18 protein-coding genes are annotated in these 21,516 nt (G+C 66.6%); 6 read left to right on the top strand and 12 right to left on the bottom strand.

The window, feature by feature from the left end; genetic code table 11:
* Positions 1–30 precede the first annotated feature (30 nt).
* The gene (locus tag AZKH_RS01075; protein WP_015433868.1) at positions 31–795 is read left to right on the top strand and encodes a hypothetical protein; all 765 of its coding nucleotides are present in this window, start codon (positions 31–33) and stop codon (positions 793–795) included.
* Between the two features lie 119 nt (positions 796–914).
* Here the strand turns inward: AZKH_RS01075 and AZKH_RS01080 are convergent, their stop codons facing one another.
* Both AZKH_RS01080 and AZKH_RS01085 read right to left on the bottom strand, forming a co-directional pair.
* Complete coding sequence (locus tag AZKH_RS01080) at positions 915–2,402, bottom strand: diguanylate cyclase domain-containing protein (protein WP_015433869.1); 1,488 nt, start codon at positions 2,400–2,402, stop codon at positions 915–917.
* Between the two features lie 91 nt (positions 2,403–2,493).
* A complete protein-coding gene (locus AZKH_RS01085) occupies positions 2,494–4,335 on the bottom strand; it encodes a diguanylate cyclase domain-containing protein (protein ID WP_015433870.1) in 1,842 nt (613 codons plus the stop codon).
* Positions 4,336–4,712: 377 nt separating this feature from the next.
* Here AZKH_RS01085 and AZKH_RS01090 point away from each other — a divergent pair, with 377 nt between their 5' ends.
* A complete protein-coding gene (locus tag AZKH_RS01090; RefSeq protein ID WP_015433871.1) occupies positions 4,713–6,002 on the top strand; it encodes an HD-GYP domain-containing protein in 1,290 nt (429 codons plus the stop codon).
* Positions 6,003–6,027: 25 nt separating this feature from the next.
* On the opposite strand, the gene AZKH_RS26095 is transcribed toward AZKH_RS01090, so the two are convergent.
* From AZKH_RS26095 to AZKH_RS27430, 3 genes are all read right to left on the bottom strand, one after another.
* Entirely contained in the window at positions 6,028–7,179 is a 1,152-nt protein-coding gene (locus AZKH_RS26095; RefSeq protein WP_015433872.1) for a response regulator, read from the bottom strand.
* Positions 7,176–8,645: an ATP-binding protein gene (locus AZKH_RS26535; RefSeq protein WP_015433873.1), complete on the bottom strand. Its 1,470-nt coding sequence runs from the start codon at positions 8,643–8,645 to the stop codon at positions 7,176–7,178. Before AZKH_RS26535 ends, AZKH_RS26095 begins: the two co-directional genes overlap by 4 nt.
* A 409-nt stretch (positions 8,646–9,054) precedes the next feature.
* Complete coding sequence (locus tag AZKH_RS27430; RefSeq protein ID WP_172642446.1) at positions 9,055–9,237, bottom strand: hypothetical protein; 183 nt, start codon at positions 9,235–9,237, stop codon at positions 9,055–9,057.
* Between the two features lie 141 nt (positions 9,238–9,378).
* On the opposite strand from AZKH_RS27430, the gene AZKH_RS01105 reads away from it, so the two are divergent.
* Positions 9,379–10,722: a sigma-54 dependent transcriptional regulator gene (locus AZKH_RS01105; protein WP_041656598.1), complete on the top strand. Its 1,344-nt coding sequence runs from the start codon at positions 9,379–9,381 to the stop codon at positions 10,720–10,722.
* Positions 10,723–10,737: 15 nt separating this feature from the next.
* The gene (locus tag AZKH_RS01110) at positions 10,738–12,057 is read left to right on the top strand and encodes an acetate kinase (RefSeq protein WP_041656604.1); all 1,320 of its coding nucleotides are present in this window, start codon (positions 10,738–10,740) and stop codon (positions 12,055–12,057) included.
* 6 nt (positions 12,058–12,063) lie between these two features.
* On the opposite strand, the gene AZKH_RS26100 is transcribed toward AZKH_RS01110, so the two are convergent.
* The 5 genes from AZKH_RS26100 to AZKH_RS01135 form a co-directional block, all read right to left on the bottom strand.
* A complete protein-coding gene (locus AZKH_RS26100; RefSeq protein WP_015433876.1) occupies positions 12,064–12,924 on the bottom strand; it encodes a hypothetical protein in 861 nt (286 codons plus the stop codon).
* Between the two features lie 16 nt (positions 12,925–12,940).
* Positions 12,941–13,639: a C39 family peptidase gene (locus AZKH_RS01120; RefSeq protein ID WP_015433877.1), complete on the bottom strand. Its 699-nt coding sequence runs from the start codon at positions 13,637–13,639 to the stop codon at positions 12,941–12,943.
* A 12-nt stretch (positions 13,640–13,651) separates the two neighbouring features.
* Complete coding sequence (locus tag AZKH_RS01125; RefSeq protein WP_015433878.1) at positions 13,652–14,038, bottom strand: hypothetical protein; 387 nt, start codon at positions 14,036–14,038, stop codon at positions 13,652–13,654.
* Between the two features lie 72 nt (positions 14,039–14,110).
* The gene (locus AZKH_RS01130) at positions 14,111–15,772 is read right to left on the bottom strand and encodes a hypothetical protein (RefSeq protein ID WP_015433879.1); all 1,662 of its coding nucleotides are present in this window, start codon (positions 15,770–15,772) and stop codon (positions 14,111–14,113) included.
* 95 nt (positions 15,773–15,867) lie between these two features.
* A complete protein-coding gene (locus AZKH_RS01135; RefSeq protein WP_015433880.1) occupies positions 15,868–17,523 on the bottom strand; it encodes a hypothetical protein in 1,656 nt (551 codons plus the stop codon).
* Between the two features lie 376 nt (positions 17,524–17,899).
* On the opposite strand from AZKH_RS01135, the gene trmA reads away from it, so the two are divergent.
* The gene (gene trmA / locus AZKH_RS01140; RefSeq protein ID WP_015433881.1) at positions 17,900–18,988 is read left to right on the top strand and encodes a tRNA (uridine(54)-C5)-methyltransferase TrmA; all 1,089 of its coding nucleotides are present in this window, start codon (positions 17,900–17,902) and stop codon (positions 18,986–18,988) included.
* Here trmA and AZKH_RS01145 read toward each other — a convergent pair.
* Complete coding sequence (locus AZKH_RS01145; RefSeq protein WP_015433882.1) at positions 18,985–19,329, bottom strand: hypothetical protein; 345 nt, start codon at positions 19,327–19,329, stop codon at positions 18,985–18,987. The genes trmA and AZKH_RS01145 overlap by 4 nt on opposite strands.
* A gap of 158 nt (positions 19,330–19,487) precedes the next feature.
* On the opposite strand from AZKH_RS01145, the gene AZKH_RS01150 reads away from it, so the two are divergent.
* Positions 19,488–20,531, top strand: a complete 1,044-nt coding sequence (locus AZKH_RS01150; protein WP_015433883.1) for a type I glyceraldehyde-3-phosphate dehydrogenase — start codon at positions 19,488–19,490, stop codon at positions 20,529–20,531.
* Positions 20,532–20,616: 85 nt separating this feature from the next.
* Here the strand turns inward: AZKH_RS01150 and AZKH_RS01155 are convergent, their stop codons facing one another.
* Entirely contained in the window at positions 20,617–21,489 is an 873-nt protein-coding gene (locus tag AZKH_RS01155; protein ID WP_015433884.1) for a Tim44 domain-containing protein, read from the bottom strand.
* Positions 21,490–21,516 lie beyond the last annotated feature (27 nt).

Below are 21,516 nucleotides of genomic sequence, written 5' to 3' on the forward strand. Positions count from 1 at the left end.
GGACGCCCACCCTGACGATTGGAGGCTCTGATGTTGACGCTCGACGACCTCGACCATTTCAGTAGTCCGGCGATGGCGCATCTGTTCGCGCCCGCCACGCGCGAGCCGGACGCCGATACCCTTGCCCGCCTGAGCCGCATCGTCACCTGCCTGGGCTTCTGCCGTGACGTTGCGAACGACGAGCTGGCCGAAGGCGGGTTGCTCCTTGCCCGCCGTGCCCTCAAGACGGCGTTCCGGGGTCAGCAACGCGGCCGCCGCCTGCCTGCGGATGAACTCAAGAAGGTGCTGGAAGGCCTGCTGCTCGCGCTCGGCGAGCAGCCGCGGCGACCGGGCGAGGCGCCCGAGGCGGCCGAGGAGCGGCATGCGGTGGAGGCCGAGATCCAGACCGCCGCGGACAGCCTGATCGTCGAGGATTCCGTCGATCTGCCGCTACTGGGGGCCTTGGCTCGCGGCGAGTTCGAGATCCTGCCATCGTCGAATCTCATGGCGCTCGTCGAGACACTCGGCCGGTTTTCCGGCTCCGCGGCGATCGACGTCGACCTCGCAATCGACGATGCCGGCCCCGTGCAACTCGTACGCATCCATCTGCTCGTCGAGAGCGGCTTCTGGCGCTGGACGGCAAACGAGGGGAGCTGCATGAGCCGCAACGGCGACGCTGCGGTCTTCTTGCCGCCCGACGACGCCGTCGTCAAGGCGCTTCTGACCGGCCTCGCGCTGCGTGGCGGGCGCGCGATCACCTTTTGGGCCGACGCCGTCGCTGCCCGGGAGGAGCCGGTCGAAGCGCAACCCGCCTAGCACTTACGCCCGGCTTCGTGCTCCACGCTCACTGGACTTAGCCCCCTCGGGGGCTCCTCCCTCTCCCCGTGAGCGTTGTCCCTGCCGCCGGCATTCGCTGCCGGTTGCAGGGATTTTTTTCACGTTTCCGGCGGGGGCTGCGGCGGACGGTCGACGTCGAGCTCGGGTCGGAAGAAGCGGAAGGCGTTGCACTCCAGCCGTTTGGCCGCGTACATCGCCATGTCGGCACATCGCATCAGCTCCTCGACGTCGTTGCCGTCGCGGGGGAAGAGGCTGATGCCGATGCTGGTCGCGAGTTCCACCTCGACGCCGCAGGCGAGATAGGGGCGGCCGAGATCGTCGAGGAGGTGGCTCGCGATCGCCGCGACGTCATGCTCGCCGTGGACATGCGCGAGTATCGTCACGAACTCGTCGCCGCCGATCCGGCCGACGAGATCTTCGCCGCGCAGTCTTTGGGTCAGGCGCGTCGCGAAATCCTTCAGGACCGCGTCGCCCGCATCGTGTCCGTAGGTGTCGTTGATCGGCTTGAAGCGGTCGAGATCGATGAAGAGGAAGGCCGCCTTGCGACCTCGTCGTCGCAGCGTGGCGAGCAGGTGTTCGGAAAATTCGCCGAGCAGGGCGCGGTTGGGCAGGCCCGTGAGCGGATCGTGCAGCGCGACCTGGCGCGTGATTTCCTCGGCCGTCTTGCGGTCGGTGATGTCGATGTTGACGCCCAGCATCGTGTGCGGCCGGCCTTCGTCGTCGCGGTGGACTTCGGCCCGCCCGGCCACCCAACGCACGCTGCCGTCCGGCCAGATCACCCGCCACTCGGCTTCGAACGTTCCGCTCTGCATGGCTTCGCCGATCAGTGCTTCGATGACCGGGCGTTCGTCCGGGTGAATCAGGTCGCACCATTCGTTCAGCGCCGCCTTGAAAGGCTCGCCTGGCAAGCCGTAGAGCGCGGCGATTTCCGGCGACCAATGGACCTCGTTGCGGACGATGTCCCACTTGAACGTCCCGATACGTCCGATCTGCTGCGCGAGGCGCAAGGTCTGCTCGCTGTTGCGCAACTGCATCATGATCTCGTGGCGCTCACCGGCGCGCTGGAACATTTCCATCTCCAGCGCTTCGACGCGCGCCTGCCACGCCTGACGGTCGTTCGCGAATTGCGCGGCGTCGTGCGACAGGCGCACGAAATCGGTGACGTTCTCCACGCGATGCAGCAGGTACGTGACTTCTCCCCATTCGTCGAGCACCGGCACGTTGAGCGGACTCCAGTAGCGCTCTTCGAATCCGCCTCCCTGCTCAGGCGTGCGGCGGACGTCGTAGCGCTGCACGGGCATCGGGTCGGGCTGGCGGCTCGCCAGCACGCGTTCGAGCGAGGCGCGCAGGTTCGCGACGTCCGTCGCGCCGGCATCGTCCGGATTGTCGGGAAAGAGGTCGAAGATCGGGCGGCTGAGGATGTCGGGCAGACTTGTCAGCGTGTTCTGCAAATACGCGTCGTTGGCCCCGACGATGTTGAATCGTCGATCCAGGATCACGCAGGGCGTCGGGACGGCTTCGAACACCCGCTGGTAGTCGGGCGCCGGAATCGATGACCCGGATGCGGCGTTATCTGGCGCTGGCATGATTGGCATGTGCTCGCGGGAGGGGCAAGCGGGGACTACGCTTGGAGCTTAGGCAGAACGAGCCCGGCGTCCGTTCCCTCAATCGCCCCAATCAATCGCCCGATTGCATGCTGCTGGCGTAGCGCCCGCGACCGTGCTCCTTGGCGCGATACATCGCTTCGTCGGCGCTCCGGAGCAGTTCGTCGGCGCTCTCGCCGTCTTCCGGGAAGCGGGCGATGCCGATGCTCGCGGCGATGCTCAGCGCGCGGTCCCCGAGCACGTGGGGCGCGTCGAGTGCGTCGAGGATCTTCTGTGCGACGATCTTGGCGTCGCCGCGGTGCGGCAGACTGGGCAGGATCAGGCAGAACTCGTCGCCACCGAGACGCGCGACCGTATCCTCGGCGCGTACCGATTGCTGCAGGCGTTTCGCGACGCTCTGCAGCAAGGCGTCACCGGCGGCGTGACCGAGCGTGTCGTTGACCTGCTTGAAGCGGTCAAGATCGACAAAGAGCAGGGCGAGCCCTTCGCAATGGCGCTGCGCGTGGGCGACGGCCTGTTCCAGGCGATTGTGGAAGAGCGCGCGATTGGCCACCCCCGTGAGGCCGTCGAGATGCGCCTGGCGCCACATCTGCCGTTCGGCTTCCTTGCGCGCGGTGATGTCGCGAAAGATGCTGAGGAAGAGGCTGTCGGCCCCGGCGATGAGCGTGAGCGTCGTCTCGACCGGGTAGATCCGGCCGTCCTTTGCCCGATGTTCGCCTTCGAGGCGGAGCGGCGCACGGGTTGTGGCCAGACGTGCCAGCAGTCGGACGTCGATCGCCGGATCGATCTCCGAGTAATGGCGGTGGAGCAGCGCGCTGGCGCCGCAGCCGAGGCTGCGGCAGGCTTCGTCGTTGATGTCGCGAATGAAGCCTTGCTCGTCGCACAGGATCATTCCGTCCGAAGCGTGCTGCATCACGTGCTTGTAGCGGGCCTGCAGCGCATGCTGGCGTCGGATCTGGACCAGCAGCAGGACGATCGATAGCGCGACGATGACGCTGCCGCCGAAGGCTGCCGTCAGATACTCCCGGCGCTGTTCGACGAGGTTCGCGAAGGCGTCGGCTTCGTCGACGCCGACGATCACGACCAGCGGCAGTCTTTCGAGGTACCGGTAGGAATAGAGACGCCGGATGTTGTCGATCGGGCTCGGCGCATGGAAGTGACCTTCGGCCGGCGCACCGGGCGCGAAGGCCGGGAAATCGCTCAGGTCCTTGCCGAGGGCCTGTTGCTGAAATGAGGAGCGGGCGCGCAGGACGCCGTCGGTGCCGGCGAGCGCCACGACGCCGCCTTTGCCGAGTTTGACCGAGTTGTAGAAGCGGCTGAAATAGGTCGGGTCTACGGACAGCACGATCACGCCGGCAAAGCTCCGATCGTCGCCGATGATCTTGCGCGCGAACTGCAGCGTGGCCTTGCCGGAGACCCGCCCCACCACCGGCTTGCTGATGAAGAGCGTGTCGTCGGCCGATGCCTGGAGGGACTTGAAGTGTTCCCGGTCGCCGAGATAGGTCCGGCCGGGCGGCGCGGGCAGGTTGGTGTAGGCGAGATAGCCGTCGGGCCCGATGATCGCGATCTGCGCAATGCCGCCGTCGAGCAACTCGCGGCCGAGGATCTCGGCCTGCTCGTCGATATCGTGGCGGTGGTGCTGGTATTCGCGGCGCAGGAGGATGAGGGAGGCGTCGATGCCGCGTACCGCTGCGCCGACGTGTCCGTCCAGCGCCCGTGCAAAGCTCTCGAGGCTTTCCGCGATCGATTCCTCCTGGTGCTGCCAGTCCCGGTCGAGTTCGCGCAGGGCGACGATCCAGAACAGCGCCACCAGGAAGGTCCCGAACAGGATGCTCCACGCGGCATACCAGGCGAAGCCCTTGAACGGACGATCGCCGGAACTGCGAAGCGCGACGACTCGTCGGGAGAACGGCATTACGGCGATATCTCCTGCAGGTTCGCGGGCCCATTTCGATCGGGATAGATGGCGGGCCATTCTAACGGCCGGATGGAAGGCAAAATGCGAACGGTTGGCTGCAGTGTAGCTGTCGCTGCGCCGGAGATGCAGCACCTGCGCTGCCCGGGCTGGGTATCGGTCCGCTGGGGGAACGCCGTCCGATGTCGCCGGGGATTCTGCCGCAGGCCGGACGAGCCCAAGACTTGCGATGGATCGCGAAGCGGCGGAAGGCGGGGTATTTCGGCGCCGAGCCGCCTACAACGACCGGGCAAAATCACCTATCATGGCGAAACGGAGATCCGGTCAGCGTATCGTCTCCGGCAGGGGGCAGCAGGTTCGCATTGTGAGGCTGCGCGATGAGTGACGATCGGTGTGCGGAAGCCGTCTACGTCGACATACATGAGCTGTCTATCGGCATGTTCGTGATCCTCGAACTGTCGTGGCTGCAGCATCCGTTCACATTCAACAGCTTCGTCGTGCGTACCGAGGAGCAACTGGCGACGATCCGCTCGCTCGGCTTGGCGAAGGTGCGCATCGACCCGCGCCGCGGGATGACGAGCCCGACCGCGCAACCAGAGGCCGCGGCGCCGGCCGGCCCATCGACGGGCCCCGTCCCGCCGTCCGACGAGGCTAGTGCCGCGATTGCGGCCGCCAAGGCGTGGCGCATCGAGCAGAACCGCATCCTGCGCGCCAGCATGGGCGCCGCAGAGCGCAAGGCCGCGAAGGCGGCGACGGTGCTGCGCGACATCACCAAGTGCATCCATTCCGAACCCCAGCGCGTCGTCGCGAGCGCCGGGGCGCTCGTCGACGACGTGACCTCGACGCTGCTCGGCAACAGCGAGGTCATGATCCACCTGCTCAACGACCATGCCGCGGGCGAAGAAGTCTATTACCACAGTCTGAACGTGACGATGCTCGCGCTACTGCTCGGCAAGGCCATGCAGTTCGACGCCGAGATGCTGCGGGTGGCGGGGATCGCCGCGATCTTCCACGACATCGGCAAGGAGGAGGTGCCCTATCGGGTCCGCAGCAAGACCGAACCGCTGACCCATGCCGAAGCGGACTTCCTGCGCCAGCACTGCGCGATCGGCGCGCGCCTCGCGACGCAGGCGGGCCTGCCCGAAGCGGTCGTCGGCGCGATCCTGCAGCATCACGAAAACCTCGACGGCAGCGGATATCCCGACGGTCTTGCGGGCGAGGCGATCACGCCGGTCTCACGCCTGGTCGGCGTCGTGAACGCGTACGACAACCTGTGCAATCCGGTCGATGTGGCGAAGGCCCTGACCCCGCATGAGGCACTGTCGATCATGTTCGCCAAGCGCAAGGGGTGGTTCGACCCGGCGATGCTCGGCAAGCTGATCCACGTGCTGGGCGTTTATCCGCCGGGCAGCATCGTGAAGCTCTCGACCGGTGCGGCTGCGATGGTCGTGTCGATCAACCCCGCGCGTCCGCTGTTGCCGATGCTCATCGTGTACGACCCCGCCATCCCGAAGGAAGAGGCCGTCATCCTCGAGCTCGAGAAGCAGCCGGATATCAGCATCAGCAAGGCCATCCGGCCCGCGACGCTGACGCGCGAGGTCTACGAATACCTGAGCCCGCGCAAGCGCATGACCTACTACTTCGACGAAAAAGGCCGTCCGACCTGAGGCTTGTCGGCCGCGGCGCGTACGCTCAAGGGAGCGGCGGGTGATATTCGACGAAGCCGAAGACGTTGCCGACGATTTCGTCGCCGAGCAGCTGAGGATTCGCATACCAGCGCACCGTGCTGCCGTCGCGTAACACGAAGGTGCCGCTCGAACCCTTGTCCGGCGCGGAGAGGTGAGTGCGGAAGGCTTCCGTGATCTGCTCCGGGGCGACCGACTGCGCCGCGATCCATTCCAGCATCTTCCAGCCGTCGGCGGCGGCGAGCAGCTCGTGCGGGAAGTGCCACATGGCTTCGAGCCGGCGGTTCATGCGCGTGAGCCGCTGTTCGCTGTCGAGCACCAGCAGGCCCTCGGACGTGGCTTCGAAGATCGAGGCCATTTCGGCGTTGATGCGTTCGAGCGAGGACTCGACCGCGCGCTCATGCTTCAGACTGTGCGCCAGCACCAGCACGTGGCCATTGGCGCCGTCCGAGGCGTTCGACGTCGTCTTGCGCACCGGGACCCATTCGCCGTCGCGGGTCAGGTACTCGGTCTCGACCGCCTGCATCGGCCGGAAGCCCGATTGCGCGATCTCGTCCCAGTAGTACTGGTCCTGCGGCAGCGGTTCGAAATCCGCCACCGGGATGCCGACGAGTTGCTCCGGCACCGTGCCCAGCAAGGCCCCGGCGGCGGCGTTTGCGCTCACGACGCGCCGGCTCGCCGAATTGACCAGCATCACGGCATCGGGAATCGCATCGATCATCGCCTTGTTGAGCGCCGCGAGCCGCAGGTTCTCGCTCTTCATCTCGTAATGGCTGAAGGCTTCCGCGATATGTCCGCGCAGCAGTTCGTCGTCCCACGGTTTGGTGAGGAACTTATAGATCGCCCCCTGGTTGATCGCGGTCGCGATCGAGTTGAGCTCGGTATAGCCGGAAAGCACGATGCGAATGGTTTCCGGGTGCAACTCCTTGACCTTGCCGAGGAACTCCGAGCCGCTCATGTGGGGCATGCGCTGGTCGCTGATGACGACGCCGATCGGCTCGCGCGCGAGGATCTCCAGCCCCTCGGCGCCGCCGGGCGCGGTGTGGATGACGTAGCCGTCGCGGCGCAGCATGCGGCGCAGCGCGGTGAGGATGCTCTCCTCGTCGTCGACCAGCAGCAGGTGGCGCTGCGGTGGCGCTGCCGGAAGATTGGCCGTCATGACGCCGTCTCGCCGCCCGACGGTTCATCGGGTGGACCCGCGACCGGCACGCGCACGGAGAACGAGGTCCCTTCTCCGACCTTGCTCGCGACGCTGAGCGTGCCGTGGTGCTTGCGGATGATGTCCCACGCGATCGACAGTCCGAGCCCGGTGCCCTTGCCGACCGGTTTGGTCGTGAAGAAGGGCTCGAAGATGCGTTGCTGGATGTCGGCGGGAATCCCCTTGCCGGTATCGGTGACGGTGACGACGACGTCGTCGCCGTCGGTGCGGGTGCTGATCGTGATCGTCCCCTTGGTCTCGATCGCATGGGCCGCATTGACCAGCAGGTTCATGAACACCTGATTGAGCTGCGCGGCGACACAGCGCACCGGCGGCAGCGGCGTGAAGTCGCGGAGCACCTCGGTCTTGTACTTGAGCTCGTTCCAGACGACATTGAGCGTGCTTTCGAGCCCCGAATTCAGGTCCGCGTGCTGCCAGTCGGCCTCGCCGGCATGGGAAAAGTCCTTCAGATCGGCGACGATGCGCTTGATCCGGCCGAGTCCGTCCTGCGATTCCTTCAGCAGATCGAGCACGTCTTCGCGCAGGTAGGCGAGGTCGGTGCGCTTCTTCATATCGGCCAGGCGCTGCTGCAGCGCCGGATCCTGCGGCAGCAGCGGCTCGAGCCCGGCATAGGTGTCGATCACCTCGAGCAGGTCTTCGACATAGCCCTTGAGCGTCCCCAGGTTGGAATTGACGAAGCCCACCGGGTTGTTGATCTCATGGGCGACACCGGCCGCGAGCTGCCCGATCGAGGCCATCTTTTCCGACTGCAGCAGTTGGCTCTGCGTGAGTTCCATCTTCTTGACGAGGTTAGCGAGCTCGTCCTTGTCCCGGCCCAGGTCGGCGGTGCGGGCCGAGACCATGCTTTCGAGCGAGTGGTTGATGTCGGTGAGCGCCCGATTGCGGCTCGAGATGATGTGGTACAGGCTGGTCAAGGCGTCGAGCAGCGGCTGCATGGCCGCCGCATCCTGTTGTTCGAGCGCCTGGCGATGCGCTTCGCGTGCATCGAGCCCCGATTCGACCATGCGGATCTGTTCGGCCATCAGGCGGTCCGCACTGAGGAAATGGAAGCTCAGCCAGCTCGTCAGGAAATGCAGCATGGCGACCGCTTCGCCTTGCTCTCCGTTCGAATTCTCCCGGATCGCCGTGATTTCGCGTTCGAAATCGCGATGCTGCCGTACGTGGCCTCTAATGAAGGCCTTGTCGAGGTGGCGTTCGACCATCAAGGCTTCTTCGTCGGCAAAATGCAGTCGCGTGTACTCGATCAACTCATCCTGAAGGCCTTCCAGGAGCTTGATCGAAGCCGACTGGGGGGACGCGATCACCGCCGTCGCGTTGTTGATCATCTCGAGCAACGCCCGGTGCTGCCCATCGATATGCTCGAAGCCCGTTTCGAACACAGGGGACCACTGGAATGCGGTGTCCATGCCATATCTCCACTGAGTTTGCGGGCGTCGTCCAGGTTGCGGCCACTATTATTCTATACGCCGTTCCTCGCGAGGTGGGTCGGCATTCATGCCGTATGCAAAATTCCGGGGTGGGTGCGCGAGTGGCTGGCGGCGTGCCGGCGCGTTACCCAATGTGGGGGCGGGCTTCATGGCGGGGGGGCGGCCAGGAAACCGATCATTTCCCAGCCGATCTTGCCTTCGGAGCCGACGATCGTCGCCGCAGCGTCGTCGTTTCGCTGCCGTTATGTGCATTGAGCGGCAGTCGTCCCCTCGAAGCTCGCCAGCATCTTCGTGTCGGAATTTTTTACAGTGATCACGAAGGTCCGGTTTTGCGTCCAAAGCGGGAATTTCATGGCCACGGTCTTACGGACATTGGCATACCTGAAAATCAGTAGAGCTCGGCGGATATGAAGATTGGATCGAATGAGGTGCCTTTGCTTGCAGCCCATTGCAGGCGTCTGACCCGCCGCATCGCCGGGCGCCGCGCCAGGTCTGGGACTTCGGCTGAACTGTCGAAAACGCTTCGTCGAATCGAATCGGATAGCCGCTTGAATAATTCGCGGGTCATCATCGACTCCTAGTAGATAGTTCGCACTTGCTTACATTCGCGATCCCAGAAACGCGGAATCGGCGCACTGATCTTGCTACCGATCTTGTTCGTTCGGCGGGTGCAGCACTTGACCGTCTCGCGGACTGATTGGAAGCGATGCTGATGGTAAAACGCAAAGGGCTTGTGCTGGACCAGATCGGAACTGTTGCGGCGGCGCTCAACACGCTGCGTCTTGCGGACTGGGAGTTCGAGGTCGTTTCGTCGATCGAGTCGGCGCGCAAGGCGCTGAATCGAGGAGCCCCGCTGGTCGGATTGGTGGCCTTCGACTCGGGGCAGGCTTGGCGTGCGCACGAGATCATGCCGCTCGTCGCGAGTGATGAAGCGGAGTGGATCGCGATCCTGGGGAAGAATTCTCCCCCCCACCAGATGCAGGGACTCGCCGGACTGCGCAGCTTTCACGACTTCCACACCTTGCCGCTCGATCGCGAGCGGCTGACGGTCACGTTGGGCCACGCTTACGGCAAGGCGATGATCCAGAGCGCCGAAGAAAACGGCTCCGCATCGAACGACGGCGCGGAAGGCCGCTACGGCATGATCGGGCGTCATCCGAAGATGCTTCAGCTGTACCGCAAGATCGAAAAGATCGTGACGGTCGACGCGCCGGTGCTGATCGGCGGCGAGTCGGGGACCGGCAAGGAGCTTGTCGCGAGCGCGATCCACCGGCATTCGGGTCGCGCGAAATTTCCGTTCATCACGATGAATTGCGGTGCGATCCCCTCCAACCTGATCCAGTCCGAGCTTTTCGGCCACGAACGGGGTGCTTTCACGGGCGCGCATCAGCGCAAGGTCGGCAGCATCGAAGCGGCCAACAACGGGGTGCTGTTCCTCGACGAAATCGGAGACCTGCCGCTCGACCTGCAGGCGAACCTGCTGCGCTTCGTGCAGGAGAAGACGATCGTGCGCGTCGGTTCGACCGAGCGCGTGCGGGTCAATGTTCGCGTGGTCGCGGCGACGCACGTGGATCTCGCCCGCGCGGTGGAGCAGGGGCAATTCCGCGAGGATCTGTTCTACCGGCTCAACGTGCTGCATCTGGAGGTGCCGCCCTTGCGTGAGCGGGGGGGCGACATCCTGCTGCTGGCGAACTCGATTTTTTCCCTGAACTCGTATCAGAAGGGCTCGCAGGTCCGGGGCTTCAGTGCCGAAGCGATCCGCGCGATGGGGGAGTACCCCTGGCCCGGCAATGTGCGCGAACTGATCAATCGCGTGCAGTACGCGATGATCATGACCGAGAACCGTCTCATCTCCGCCGCCGACATCGGCATTCCCGTTCCCGAGGCGCTGCAGGTCAATCCGACGCTCGACGAGGTGCGCGCCTCCGTCGAGAAGGAAATCATCGTCAGCTGCATGCACAAGTACCAGAACAACGTCTCCGAGGTCGCACGCCAGCTCGGGATTTCCCGTGTGACCCTGTACCGGATGATCGACCGTCTGAACATCAGTGTGTGAATGGGGGGGATGAATATGAAAGCACTGCCGCATCGTTCTGGCGCAGCTCTCGGTTGTGGCGTGGCCGGACTCGTCCTGGCCGCGTCCAGCTCCGTTCTTCATGCCGAGGAGGGCGGGCCCGATAACGCCGACGGGCTCCGGCGACGGATCGAGGCGCAGAGTGAGCAGATCGAGAGCTTGAAGCGGGATCTGTCGCGGCAGCAGGCGATACTCGACGATATGCGCAAGGCCTTGGGACTGAGCGACCTGAGTGGGCGCGGGCCGGCGGTCGGTTCGTCCGACGCGGTGCCGGCGCCCGCAGTGGCGGCCCCCGCGCGTCCGGCTCCGGCGGAGACGGTGGCGCAGGCGCCCGCGCCGGTCGGGCAGGCGCCCGAGCGCGGCAGCGACAAGCGTCCCCCCCAGGTCGCGCCGATCTTCGAGCAGCCCGGCGTGCTGACCCCGCGCGACAAGTGGGTCGTCGAGCCGTCGCTGCAGTATTCGCATTCGTCGAGCGACCGGATCGCGCTGATCGGCTACACGGTGATCCCCGCGATCCTGATCGGCCTGATCGACGTGCGCGAGGTCAAGAGCAATTCCTTCATCGGCGCGCTGACGGTGCGCCGCGGCATCACCAACCGCTTCGAGCTCGAAGGCAAGTTTCCGTATGTTTATCGTTCCGACACCAGCGTCAGCCGGCCGGTCGGTGCGGGCGCGGCGGCGGACCAGGCTTTCGATGTCGATGGGCGCGGTATCGGCGACATCGAGCTCACGGGCCGCTACCAGCTCAACGACGGCGGGGCGGAGAATCCGTACTACGTCGGGTGGCTGCGGCTGAAGACGCGCACCGGGCGCGATCCCTTCGAGGTCAAGGTCGACCGCACGATCCGCGGCACGACCGGCACCGGCTTGCAGACCGAATTGCCGACCGGCTCGGGCTTTTACACCTTGACGCCGGGCCTCACGGTGCTGGTGCCGTCCGATCCGGTGGTGTTCTTCGGCGGCGTGAGCTACCAGTACAGCTTGAAGCGCGACAATGTGAAGCAGAAGACCAACGATGGCGACATCGCACTGGGCGACGTCGAGGCGGGCGGCGCCTTCGGTTTCAATTTCGGCATGGGGCTCGCGCTCAATGAGCGTTCGTCGTTCAGCATCGGTTACGACCACCTGTCGGTCGGCAAGCTGCGGGTCAATGGGCGTACGCCGAGGAGTTCGGTGCGCTCCGAGCTCGGTACGCTGCTGCTCGGCTACTCCTATCGGCTTAACTCGGGCAAGACGATCAACCTGTCGCTCGGGGCGGGGCTGACGAACGACACGCCCGACGTGCAGATCACACTGCGCGTGCCGATCACCCTGTGACGCCGGCTAGCGGATCATCGCGCCGCTCGCCGCGCTGCGCAGCGATTCGCCCAGACGGCTCGCGCGCATCATGTCGAGGCTGTTGACCGTCGCATTGATCGTGGTCACGGCCTGGATGCGTTGATTGTTGAGCGAATTCTGGATCACCGTCGCGAATGCGGTGGCGAACGCGCCGTCGGCCAGCGCATCCGACACGAAGGTGTTGTTCGGTCCGTTCTGGATCACGGCGAGCGTGCTGCCGACCGCCGAGAGCTGCGCCGGGTCGATGCCGCTGCCGCTCAATGACCCCAGGTCGGCGACGTTGAGCCGCGTCATGCTGGTCAGCGCACCGTTGATGTAGACGAGGCGTTCGATGCCGAAGGACATCACGAGGCCGCCTGGGGTTTCGAAGCCGCCGCGCAGGCCATCGAGCGTATCGTCGTCGACCAGCGCGCCGGAAAAGAGGACAGGTTCCTGGCCGCGCGGCGCCGGGGTCGGGGGCGGGAGTGCGGCGGGTGCATCGTTGGCTGGCGCGAGCGGCTCGAACTCCACGGCCGCGGGGGCCTCGATCGCGGCTACGACAACGGCTTCCTCGCGGGCTGCGGGTTCCTCGTCGGAGTAGGCAGCGATGATATCGGCAGCGGTCCTGCGGCGGCAGCCGATTCCTGCGGCATCAAGCGGCCAGTCGGCGAGCGCGAGCAACTCGGCCGGCGGGAGATCGCCCGCGCACAGGGCCGGAGAGAATCCCACGACGACATCATGCGTGCCGACATCGGAACCGAAGACGGGATTGAGCAGCCACCGCTGCGCCCGTTCCGGGACGCTTGCCGTCGCAGCGAGAACGGCGGTGACAAGAATCATCGGGAGGCGTTTGCGTGAGGCGGCCATGATGTCGGAACACTCGTCAGAAATGGCTTGCGCGGCGCAGCAGCATGGTGTCTGCGCCACTGCCGGGGCCGGGCGCCGCTTCCGCGAGCGGGGCCGCAGGCCGCACCCGCCAGTCCAGGTCGCGGTTGAAGCGGGCGCGCGCGAGCTCGTTGTTGACGACGAGCAGGATGCCGTTGGTCCAGTATTTTTCGAACTCGACGCGATCCAGCACCCGCGTGCCCTGCGCCGGATCGCCGATCACGACGCGGCGGGCCCGTACGCCCTTGATCACGACGAAGTGCATGTAGCCGTTTTCCTTGATCAGCGCGATGGCCGGGATTCCGACCTTCGCGAGCTGGTCGAGCGACGCCTGCACGCCTTCCGCGCGAAAGCCCATCGCGTCGAGATAGAACTTCATGTCGAGCATCGAGAAACCCTCGCGCCGGATCTTGGCCTGGTCGCCGCGCTCGAACATGTACTTGAAGACGTCGACTTCATCGACCTTGCGGTCGTAATGGTGCGTCAGCAAGGTCGCGACTGCCGCCGAGCCGCAACTGAAGTCGTATTGCTGGTGTTGTGTCGTGACGAAGCGCGCGCCCTTAAGCGACGTCACCGGGACCGCGTAGCTGGTCCCGGACGGTCCGAGAATCCGAAGCGGCTCGGCCGGCGCCTGTGCAAGCGCGCCGCCGGCTGCCACGAGGAGGAACAGTGCCGACTGCAGCGCGCGGATGGCCATCGCCGCGCCTCGTCAGTGCAACTCGACATTGAGGATCACGGCGTTCTGGATCAGCACGCCGTTGCCGCTGTTCTGGATGAACATCGGTATGCCGCTGGCGCCTGCGAGGGCACCGCCGGTGATGAGATTGTGGCCCGTGACGGCGTCCGACACCGACACTTCGCTGACCGACCCGATCGCGCGGAGCTCGCTCGTATGCGCGTCGGCCCCGCCGCGCTGGCCCGAAAGTGCTGCCGCGTCGAGCGCCGGCGTCCCCAGCACCGTGTCGGCGGGCTGCTCGTGCAGCATTGCTTCCGCGTCGCCCTGCATCACCGTGTCGTCGCTCCATGCGGGATCGGCCCGAAGGCCCAGCACGGCAAGCGCCGTCATGAGGGGCAGCAGGGGCAAGGGCTGTTTCATGGCTTCACTCCTCGAACGCAGGTGAAGCCGGGGGGCGGGCTGGTGCGCGCCCCCCGGCTGTGCGCGTGCGACTCACCTGACGGTCAGGTTCGCCTGCACGTTGGCACTCTGCTGCACGAGGGCGCCCATGCCACTGTTCTGGGCATTGATGATGATCCCCGCGCCGTTGGTGAAGCTGCCGCCGATGCCGTTGGACAGGTTGAACGTTCCGGCGTCGACCGTGACGGTGCCGCCGTTGCCGCCGGCTCCGCCCGTTCCACCCTGGCCGGCACCGCCGGTCGCGGTGCCGGCAGTGTTCGTGCCACCGTCACCGCCCGCACCACCGGTATTGCCGCCGCCACCGGCGCCGCCGCTGCCGCCGTTGCCGCCCGTCGCGCTGCCGTTGCTGGCGCTGCCGCTGGTCGCCGTGCCGCCCGTGCCGCCGTTGCCGGCGACGTTCGTGGCATCGCCGCCGTTGCCGCCGGTTGCCGTGGCCGCGCCACCCGCGCTCGTCGCATCACCGGTCGTGCCATTGCCCGCCGAGGCCGTTGCCGCCCCGCCCGCTCCGCTGCCGGCTCCGCCGGTCGCAGTCGTGGCGCCCGAGGTTCCGTTGCCGCCGGTACCGGTTCCGTTGCCGCCCGTGGCCGTGGCACTGTGGGTGTTGTTGCCGCTCGTCGCGCTCACCGCACCGGTGCTTCCGCCGGCCAGCGTTCCGCCGTCCCCGTTCCCTCCGTTCCCGCCGGTCCCGGTCGTGGTGTTCGTGCCGCCGGTCGCGGTTGCCGTGCCGCTGCCCAGCACTGTCGGATCCGTGCTGCCCGCGGTGCTCGTGGCATTGCCGCCCGTCGAACTGCCGTTGCTGGCAGACCCGCCGGAGCCGCCGCTACCACCGCTGCTGCTGCCTTCGGCCAGGCCACTCGCGGTGGCGTCTCCGGTCGTTCCACGGTTGCGCGCCCTTGCTGCTCCGCCCGTGCCGTCGCCACTGGCGCCTGTCGCGGTGTTGGTCGCCTGTGCACTGCTGCCGTTACCGGTGCCGCTGGCCCCCGTTGCAGTGGCGTCGCCGCCACTTGCCCGGTTCCTCGCCTGGGCGTCGCCGCCGGTCGAGGTCGCGCTGCCGCCTGCGCCGGCGGTGACGTCAGTTGCCGAACCGCCGTTGCCGCCATTGGCGCCCGCCGCCATGCCGCTCGTCGCGTCGCCGACCGTGGCCGAGCCACCCGACCCGCCAGAGGCGCCACTGCCACCAACGGCCGACCCGCCGCCGGCGCCGGAACCGGACGCAGCCCCGCCGGTGGCACTGCCGCCGTCGCCGCCATACGCCTTGCCGCCCTTGCCGCCGTTGAGGTTGCCGGCGTTCCACGCCTGGTTGCCCAAGCCCGACGCCTGGATGTTGGTGACCATGCCTTCGAGCTTGGACAGCGCGACGACGGCCGTCTTGTTGAAGGCATTCGAGAAGTTCGACGTCGTGGTCGAGCCGTTGCTTGCGGCCGCACTTCCATAGTCGCCCGCGTTGGCGTCGCCGCTGTTGTTGCGGTTGTCACCGGTGCTCGTGTCATTGCCCTGGTTCGAGTTGTTGTCCTGGGTGATGTGCGAGTTTTCGTTGGCCTGCGGGCTGCCGTCGCCCGACATGGTGGACGTCGCCGATGCAGTCTGGCTGTTGTCGTTCGTGACGTCGGTAACGGTGTTGGTCGGATTTGCCCATGCCGGACCAGCGATACCGAAGGCGAGTGCAATCGCACTAGAGATCAGCGTCCTTTTCATTGTTCGTTTCCTCCAGGAGTTTCGATTTGCGCGATGCCGTTGTTCAGGATCGTTACATCGCGCTCGCGCATTGGGGCTTTGGCGTCAGCCGCGGCCTACCTCACGGTCAGGTTCGCCTGCACATTGGCGCTCTGCTGCACCAGGGAACCGATGCCCGTGTTCTGGGCATTGATGATGATCCCCGCGCCGTTCGTGAAACTGCCGCTGATCGTGTTGGAGAGGTTGAATTCGCCGGCATTGATCGTCAGGGTTCCGCCCGCGCCGCCGGCGCCGCCGGTTCCGCCCTGACCGTTGCCGCCGACGGCCGAGCCGGCCGTGTTGGTGCCGCCGCTACCGCCCGCGCCGCCCGCGTTGCCGCCACCGCCCGCGCCGCCCTCGCCACCGGCGCCGCCATTGGCGTTACCGTTGGTGGCGCCGCCGCTGGTCGCCGACCCGCCGGCGCCACCGTTGCCGGCGCTGTTGCTGGCCATGCCGCCCGCAGCGCCATTGGATGTCGCTGTTCCACCCGTGCTCGAGGCTGCGCCGGTGGACCCCGCTCCGCCGTTCGCGGTGGCAGTGCCGCCCGAAGCCGTGCCATTGCCGGCCGTTGCCATGGTGTCGCCGGTGGTCGCGCCGCCGCCGGCGCCGCTGCCTGCGCCCCCGGTTGCATTCGCTTGCTGCGAATGGCTGCCGGTGGTGCTCGTCGCCGAACCCGACGCTCCCCCCGTCAGCGCGCCGCCAGCACCCGCACCGCCAGCCCCGCCGGTTGATGAGGTGCTGTTGCTTCCTGCCGTTGCGTTGGCGGTGCTGCCCGTCGTGGAGCCGTCGCAACACGCAGTGGAGGTTGCAGAGGCGCCACTCGTCGTGCCAGAAGCAGAGCCACCACCACCGCCGCTACCACTGCTTTGGCTGCCTCCGGTCGTGCTTGTCGTGTCGGCGGCGCCGGACCTCGCGCGGCTGCGGGCGAGGGCTTCGCCGCCGCTGCCCGTGGCAGTGCCTCCGACTCCGGATGCGCTGGCGGTGGCGCTGCCGCCGTCGCTTTTGGACTCTCCGCCCATCGCAGTGGCGGCGCCTCCTGAGGCCCTGTTGCGTGCCGCGGCATTTCCGGCCTGAGATTGTGCAGCGCCGCCGTTGCCGGCGATTGCCGACCCCGTGGTGCCGCCTGCGCCACCGCTGGCTCCCGTTGCGTTGCCCGAGGAGGCTCCGCCGACCGTTGCCGATGCGCCCGCCCCACCTTCGCCGCCACTGCCGCCATGTGCATCGGCACCGCTGCCACCGAAGCCGTTAGCATTGCCGCCGATGGCACTGCCGCCATTTCCGCCAGACGCTTTGCCGCCCGCGCCGCCATTGAGATTCCCTTCATTCCAGGCGCGATTGCCGAGCCCGCTGACCGTGACCATTGAGACTGTGCCCGCGAGCTTGGACAGCGCGACCACGGCGGTCTTGTTGAAGGCGTTCGAGAAATTCGAGGTGGTCGTCGAGCCGTTGCTTGCTGCGGCGCTCCCATAATCACCGGCGTTGGCGGTACCCTCATTGTTGCGGTTGTTGCCGGCACTGCCGTCGTTGTTCTGGTTGGAATTGTCGTTCTGCCCAATGGTGGAGCCTTCGTTGGCCTGCGGACTGCCGTTGCCACCCGTCGTTGAGTCCGCGGTCGCGCTCTGTGCGTTACTGCCATCGGAGACCGTGCTGACGGTGTTGGTCGGATTTGCCCATGCATGTCCGCTAAGGCCGAAGGCGAGTGCAATCGCACTGGAGATCAAAGTCCGTTTCATCTCATACCCCTTCGGAAGCCTGGGCAAGGCACCGTGCCATGTCCAGTGCTCATCGGACGGCAAGAGCTGTGCCACGGCCCGTGGATCAAGGCTTGGCGGGCGATTGGACGGGGCGCATTCCCGTCGGCACCTTCCCGCCGCAGGTGGCGCGCACGGACTTGTACAGATGTTGTACAGCCCAAGGGCGAGTGGCGGGCGCGAGATTCGGCGTGTAGCCCCTATCATTTTGATTTACGGGCTGTTTGTCGTTCATGGATGGCGGCGGCCGAGTGTTGCAGCAGTGAAACACTTCCGTCCGCTGGCGCACCGCAATGGGCCCTCGCCCTGCGGACCGGCGTATATTCCGGAACCGCACCGATTGCCCGTCCCTCGCACCATGCCCCTGCCCAGTTTCGATCCCGCCGCCTACCCTTCCCAGCTCGCCGAAAAGGTGGCCCGTTTCGCCAGCGACTTCGCGCCGCTCGGCGTTCCGGCGCCCGAGGTCTTTCAGTCCGAACCGCTGCACTACCGCCTGCGCGCCGAATTCCGCCTGTGGCACCACGGTGGCCGCGTCGATTACGCGATGTTCGATTCGGACGACCCCAAGACGCCGGTGCTGCTCGACGACTTCCCGCCCGCGGCCGCGCCGATCGCCGCCGTGATGCCGCGCCTGCGCGAGCGCGTGCAGGCCGACGAGATCCTCAAGCGCAAGCTCTTCCAGGTCGAATTCCTCGCGACCCTGAGCGGCGAACTGATGGTGAGCCTCGTCTATCACCGCCCCCTCGACGAGGCCTGGGAGGCCGCTGCGCGCGCCCTTGCCGCCGATCTCGGCGTGCAGCTCATCGGCCGCAGCCGCAAGCAGAAGATCGTGCTCGATCGCGACTGGCTGCTTGAGGAGTTCGAGCTCGACGGCCGGCGCCTGCGCTACCAGCAGATCGAAGGCAGCTTCACGCAACCGAACGGCGGCGTGAACCGCCAGATGCTCGGCTGGGCGCGCCGCCAGGCGGCCGGCGCCGGCGGCGACCTGCTGGAGCTCTACTGCGGCAATGGCAACTTCACGATCGCGCTCGCGCCGCTCTTCGACCGCGTGCTCGCGACCGAGGTCAGCAAGTCCTCGGTGCGCGCGGCGCACTACAACCTCGAAGCGAACGGCATCGACAACATCACGATGGTGCGCATGTCGAGCGACGAGATCAGCGACGCGCTGGCCGGCGGGCGCGAATACCGCCGCATGAAGGACGTCGGGCTCGCCGATTACCGCTTCTCGACGCTCTTCATCGATCCGCCGCGCAGCGGGCTCGACGAGGCGACCGTCAAGCTCGCGCGCGGCTTCGACCGCATCCTCTATATCTCGTGCAACCCGCAGACGCTGCGCGACAACGTCGCCGCCCTTGCGGATACGCACGGCATCTCCGCCGCGGCGGTCTTCGACCAATTCCCCTACACGCACCATCTCGAGTGCGGGCTGGTGCTGACGCGGCGCTAATCCTGTTTCGGGGGATCGGGGCGATCGGCGTCGTCGAGTGGATAGGAATCGGCAAAATAGGCCGGCCCTTTCATGATGAGCAGGATGCCGCACGCGATCGCCAGCGTGCCCACCGTGGTCCAGGTCAGCAGCGCCACGCTGATGCCGAAGATGTCCGCCGTCGTGATGCTGGCGGTCGGATCGGCACCGAGCCCGGCCCAGGCCATCGCCCGGGCGAGCAGCGGGGGCAGGCTCGCGATCGCGCAGCCGCCGAAGAAAACGAACGGCAACCGGCGGAGCAGCCCGCGCTCGAACGCCGTGTCTGCGGCCTTGCGGTGGCCGTGGGAGGTCGTGGTGTTCATGGCGGTTCCTCTGTCGGGGTTGGGGGTGTCCGACGGTCCTTCGACTGCGACCTGCCGGCATGATGGTTCGATGCATCCGAGGGCGGATGATTCCACACCTTTACCAACGGATGCATCGGCTCGTGCATCAACGCGACATTTCCGCTAGTGTTCAACCCATGACCTTCCGTATCGCCATCAACGGCTACGGCCGCATCGGCCGTTGCTTCCTGCGTGCCCTGCACGAGTCGCCGCTGCGCCACGACCTCCAGATCGTCGCCATCAACGAGCCGGCCGACATCGACAGCATGGCCTACCTCACGCGCTTCGATTCGACCCACGGCTGCTTCCCCGGCACCGTCGCGGTGCGCGACGACATGCTCTACATCGACGACAGGCCCATCGTCGTCTCCCACGCCACCGCGCCCGACGGCGTCGACTGGCAGGGGCTCGACATCGACCTCCTCGTCGAAGCCTCTGGCTGCTACCGCTACCGCAACGAACTCGACGCCTTCCTCGACGCGGGTTGCCGACGCCTGCTGTTGTCGCACCCTGGCCATAGCGCGGCGGACGTCGACCGCACCGTCGTCTTCGGCATGAACGAGGCCTCGCTGACCGGCGAGGAGCGCCTCGTCTCGGCAGGCTCCTGCACGACCAACGCCATCGTCCCCATCCTCGCGATCCTCGACGAGGCTTTCGGCATCGACCACGCGCTGACGACGACGCTGCACTCGGTGATGAACGACCAGCCGCTGATCGACGGCTACCACCACGCCGATCTGCGCATGACGCGCTCGGCGATGCAGTCGATGATTCCCGTCGATACCGGCCTCGCGCGCGGCATCGCCCGCCTGCTGCCGGCGCTCGCGGGCCGCATCGAGTCCAAGGCGATTCGTGTGCCGGTGCCCAACGTATCGGCGATCGACCTCGTCGTGACGATGAAACGTGACGTCACCGCCGACGAGATCAACGCCCGTCTGCGCGCCGCTGCGACCGACGGCAGCGTGCCGACGCTCGCCTATTCCGACGCCCCCCACGCCTCGATCGACTTCAACCACGACCGCCACTCGGCGATCCTGGATGGCAGCCAGACCCGCATGATCGGCGACCGGATGGCGAACCTGCTGATCTGGTTCGACAACGAATGGGGCTTCTCGAACCGCATGGTCGAGGTTGCCGCCTGCTGGGCCCAGCGTCTGGGCCGACGCGTCGGCGGAGCGTAGACGCAAAAAAAGGCCGGTGCAGCGCGGGGGACGCTGGCGACCGGCCAAGGGATGAACGGGGGCAGGGGAACCCCCGTGAGCGGTATCAGTTCAGTTGCTGCACCCCGGCCACGACCCAGCCACGGCCGCCGTCGATCGGCTTCGTCAGGTGCCAGATCTCGTCGAAGCGTTCCGCGGGGCCGCCGACCTCTTCGCGGATCAGGCCGCCGAAGCGTACGCTGACGACGTAGCGCTGGGCTTCCTGTTCAAAGTCGACGATCTCCGCATGCAGATCCAGCACTTCGGTGTGCTGCTTCGCCGTGCCACGTTCGGTCAATTGCATCTGCAGCTCGGCGAACACTTCCGGCGACACGAACTCCCGCAGATCGGCGAGATTGCCCGCGTCGTTCGCCGCCTGAAGGCGGATGAAGTTCAGCTTGGCCTGGCGCACGAAGCCTTCGGCATCGAAATCCGCGGGAAGAGTGCGCGGTGCGGCGGTGCCCGTCGCGGTGGAAGCCGCGGCAGCCGGCATCGGCTCCTGATGCGACATCGGCGCCATGCCGCCACCCGCACCCATCCCCGCATACTGCATCGGCGACTCGGCCGCGCGCTTGCGTGCCGCGAACATCCGGACCGCAACCACCGCAGCCATTACCAGCAGCGCGATCAGCATCATGCTGCCGAATTCCTCACCGAAGCCGAAGTGCGACGCGAGCGCGGCCAGGCCGAGACCGGCGGCGAGACCGGCCACGGGGCCGAGCCAGCTTCTACGCGGGGTCTGCGGAGCCGTCGTCGCCGCACCGGCAGGTTGCGTCGGCGTCGTGGCGCTGCGCGCCGGCGGTGCGGTCGGTGCCGTCGAAGGGGTGCTGCGCTGCATGCCGAAGGACTGGCTGCCGCCGAGGCGCTTCGCTTCGGCATCGGGTGCCGCAAGGCCGACGCTCACAACGAGCGCAAACAGGGCCAACAGAATGCGTTTCATGGTGTTCTTGACTCCTTGGGTTCATTG

Source organism: Azoarcus sp. KH32C, assembly GCF_000349945.1.
Lineage (GTDB): Bacteria > Pseudomonadota > Gammaproteobacteria > Burkholderiales > Rhodocyclaceae > Aromatoleum.

Bases quoted from the DNA above. Each gene is read 5' to 3' on its own strand.
- AZKH_RS27430 (WP_172642446.1), bottom strand. From the start codon at position 9,237: ATGATGACCCGCGAATTATTCAAGCGGCTATCCGATTCGATTCGACGA.
- AZKH_RS01130 (WP_015433879.1), bottom strand. From the start codon at position 15,772: ATGAAAAGGACGCTGATCTCTAGTGCGATTGCACTCGCCTTCGGTATC.
- AZKH_RS01080 (WP_015433869.1), bottom strand. From the start codon at position 2,402: ATGCCAGCGCCAGATAACGCCGCATCCGGGTCATCGATTCCGGCGCCC.
- AZKH_RS01125 (WP_015433878.1), bottom strand. From the start codon at position 14,038: ATGAAACAGCCCTTGCCCCTGCTGCCCCTCATGACGGCGCTTGCCGTG.
- AZKH_RS01150 (WP_015433883.1), top strand. From the start codon at position 19,488: ATGACCTTCCGTATCGCCATCAACGGCTACGGCCGCATCGGCCGTTGC.
- AZKH_RS01090 (WP_015433871.1), top strand. From the start codon at position 4,713: ATGAGTGACGATCGGTGTGCGGAAGCCGTCTACGTCGACATACATGAG.
- AZKH_RS01085 (WP_015433870.1), bottom strand. From the start codon at position 4,335: ATGCCGTTCTCCCGACGAGTCGTCGCGCTTCGCAGTTCCGGCGATCGT.
- trmA (WP_015433881.1), top strand. From the start codon at position 17,900: ATGCCCCTGCCCAGTTTCGATCCCGCCGCCTACCCTTCCCAGCTCGCC.
- AZKH_RS01075 (WP_015433868.1), top strand. From the start codon at position 31: ATGTTGACGCTCGACGACCTCGACCATTTCAGTAGTCCGGCGATGGCG.
- AZKH_RS26095 (WP_015433872.1), bottom strand. From the start codon at position 7,179: ATGACGGCCAATCTTCCGGCAGCGCCACCGCAGCGCCACCTGCTGCTG.
- AZKH_RS01105 (WP_041656598.1), top strand. From the start codon at position 9,379: ATGGTAAAACGCAAAGGGCTTGTGCTGGACCAGATCGGAACTGTTGCG.
- AZKH_RS26535 (WP_015433873.1), bottom strand. From the start codon at position 8,645: ATGGACACCGCATTCCAGTGGTCCCCTGTGTTCGAAACGGGCTTCGAG.
- AZKH_RS01135 (WP_015433880.1), bottom strand. From the start codon at position 17,523: ATGAAACGGACTTTGATCTCCAGTGCGATTGCACTCGCCTTCGGCCTT.
- AZKH_RS01110 (WP_041656604.1), top strand. From the start codon at position 10,738: ATGAAAGCACTGCCGCATCGTTCTGGCGCAGCTCTCGGTTGTGGCGTG.
- AZKH_RS01155 (WP_015433884.1), bottom strand. From the start codon at position 21,489: ATGAAACGCATTCTGTTGGCCCTGTTTGCGCTCGTTGTGAGCGTCGGC.
- AZKH_RS01145 (WP_015433882.1), bottom strand. From the start codon at position 19,329: ATGAACACCACGACCTCCCACGGCCACCGCAAGGCCGCAGACACGGCG.
- AZKH_RS26100 (WP_015433876.1), bottom strand. From the start codon at position 12,924: ATGGCCGCCTCACGCAAACGCCTCCCGATGATTCTTGTCACCGCCGTT.
- AZKH_RS01120 (WP_015433877.1), bottom strand. From the start codon at position 13,639: ATGGCCATCCGCGCGCTGCAGTCGGCACTGTTCCTCCTCGTGGCAGCC.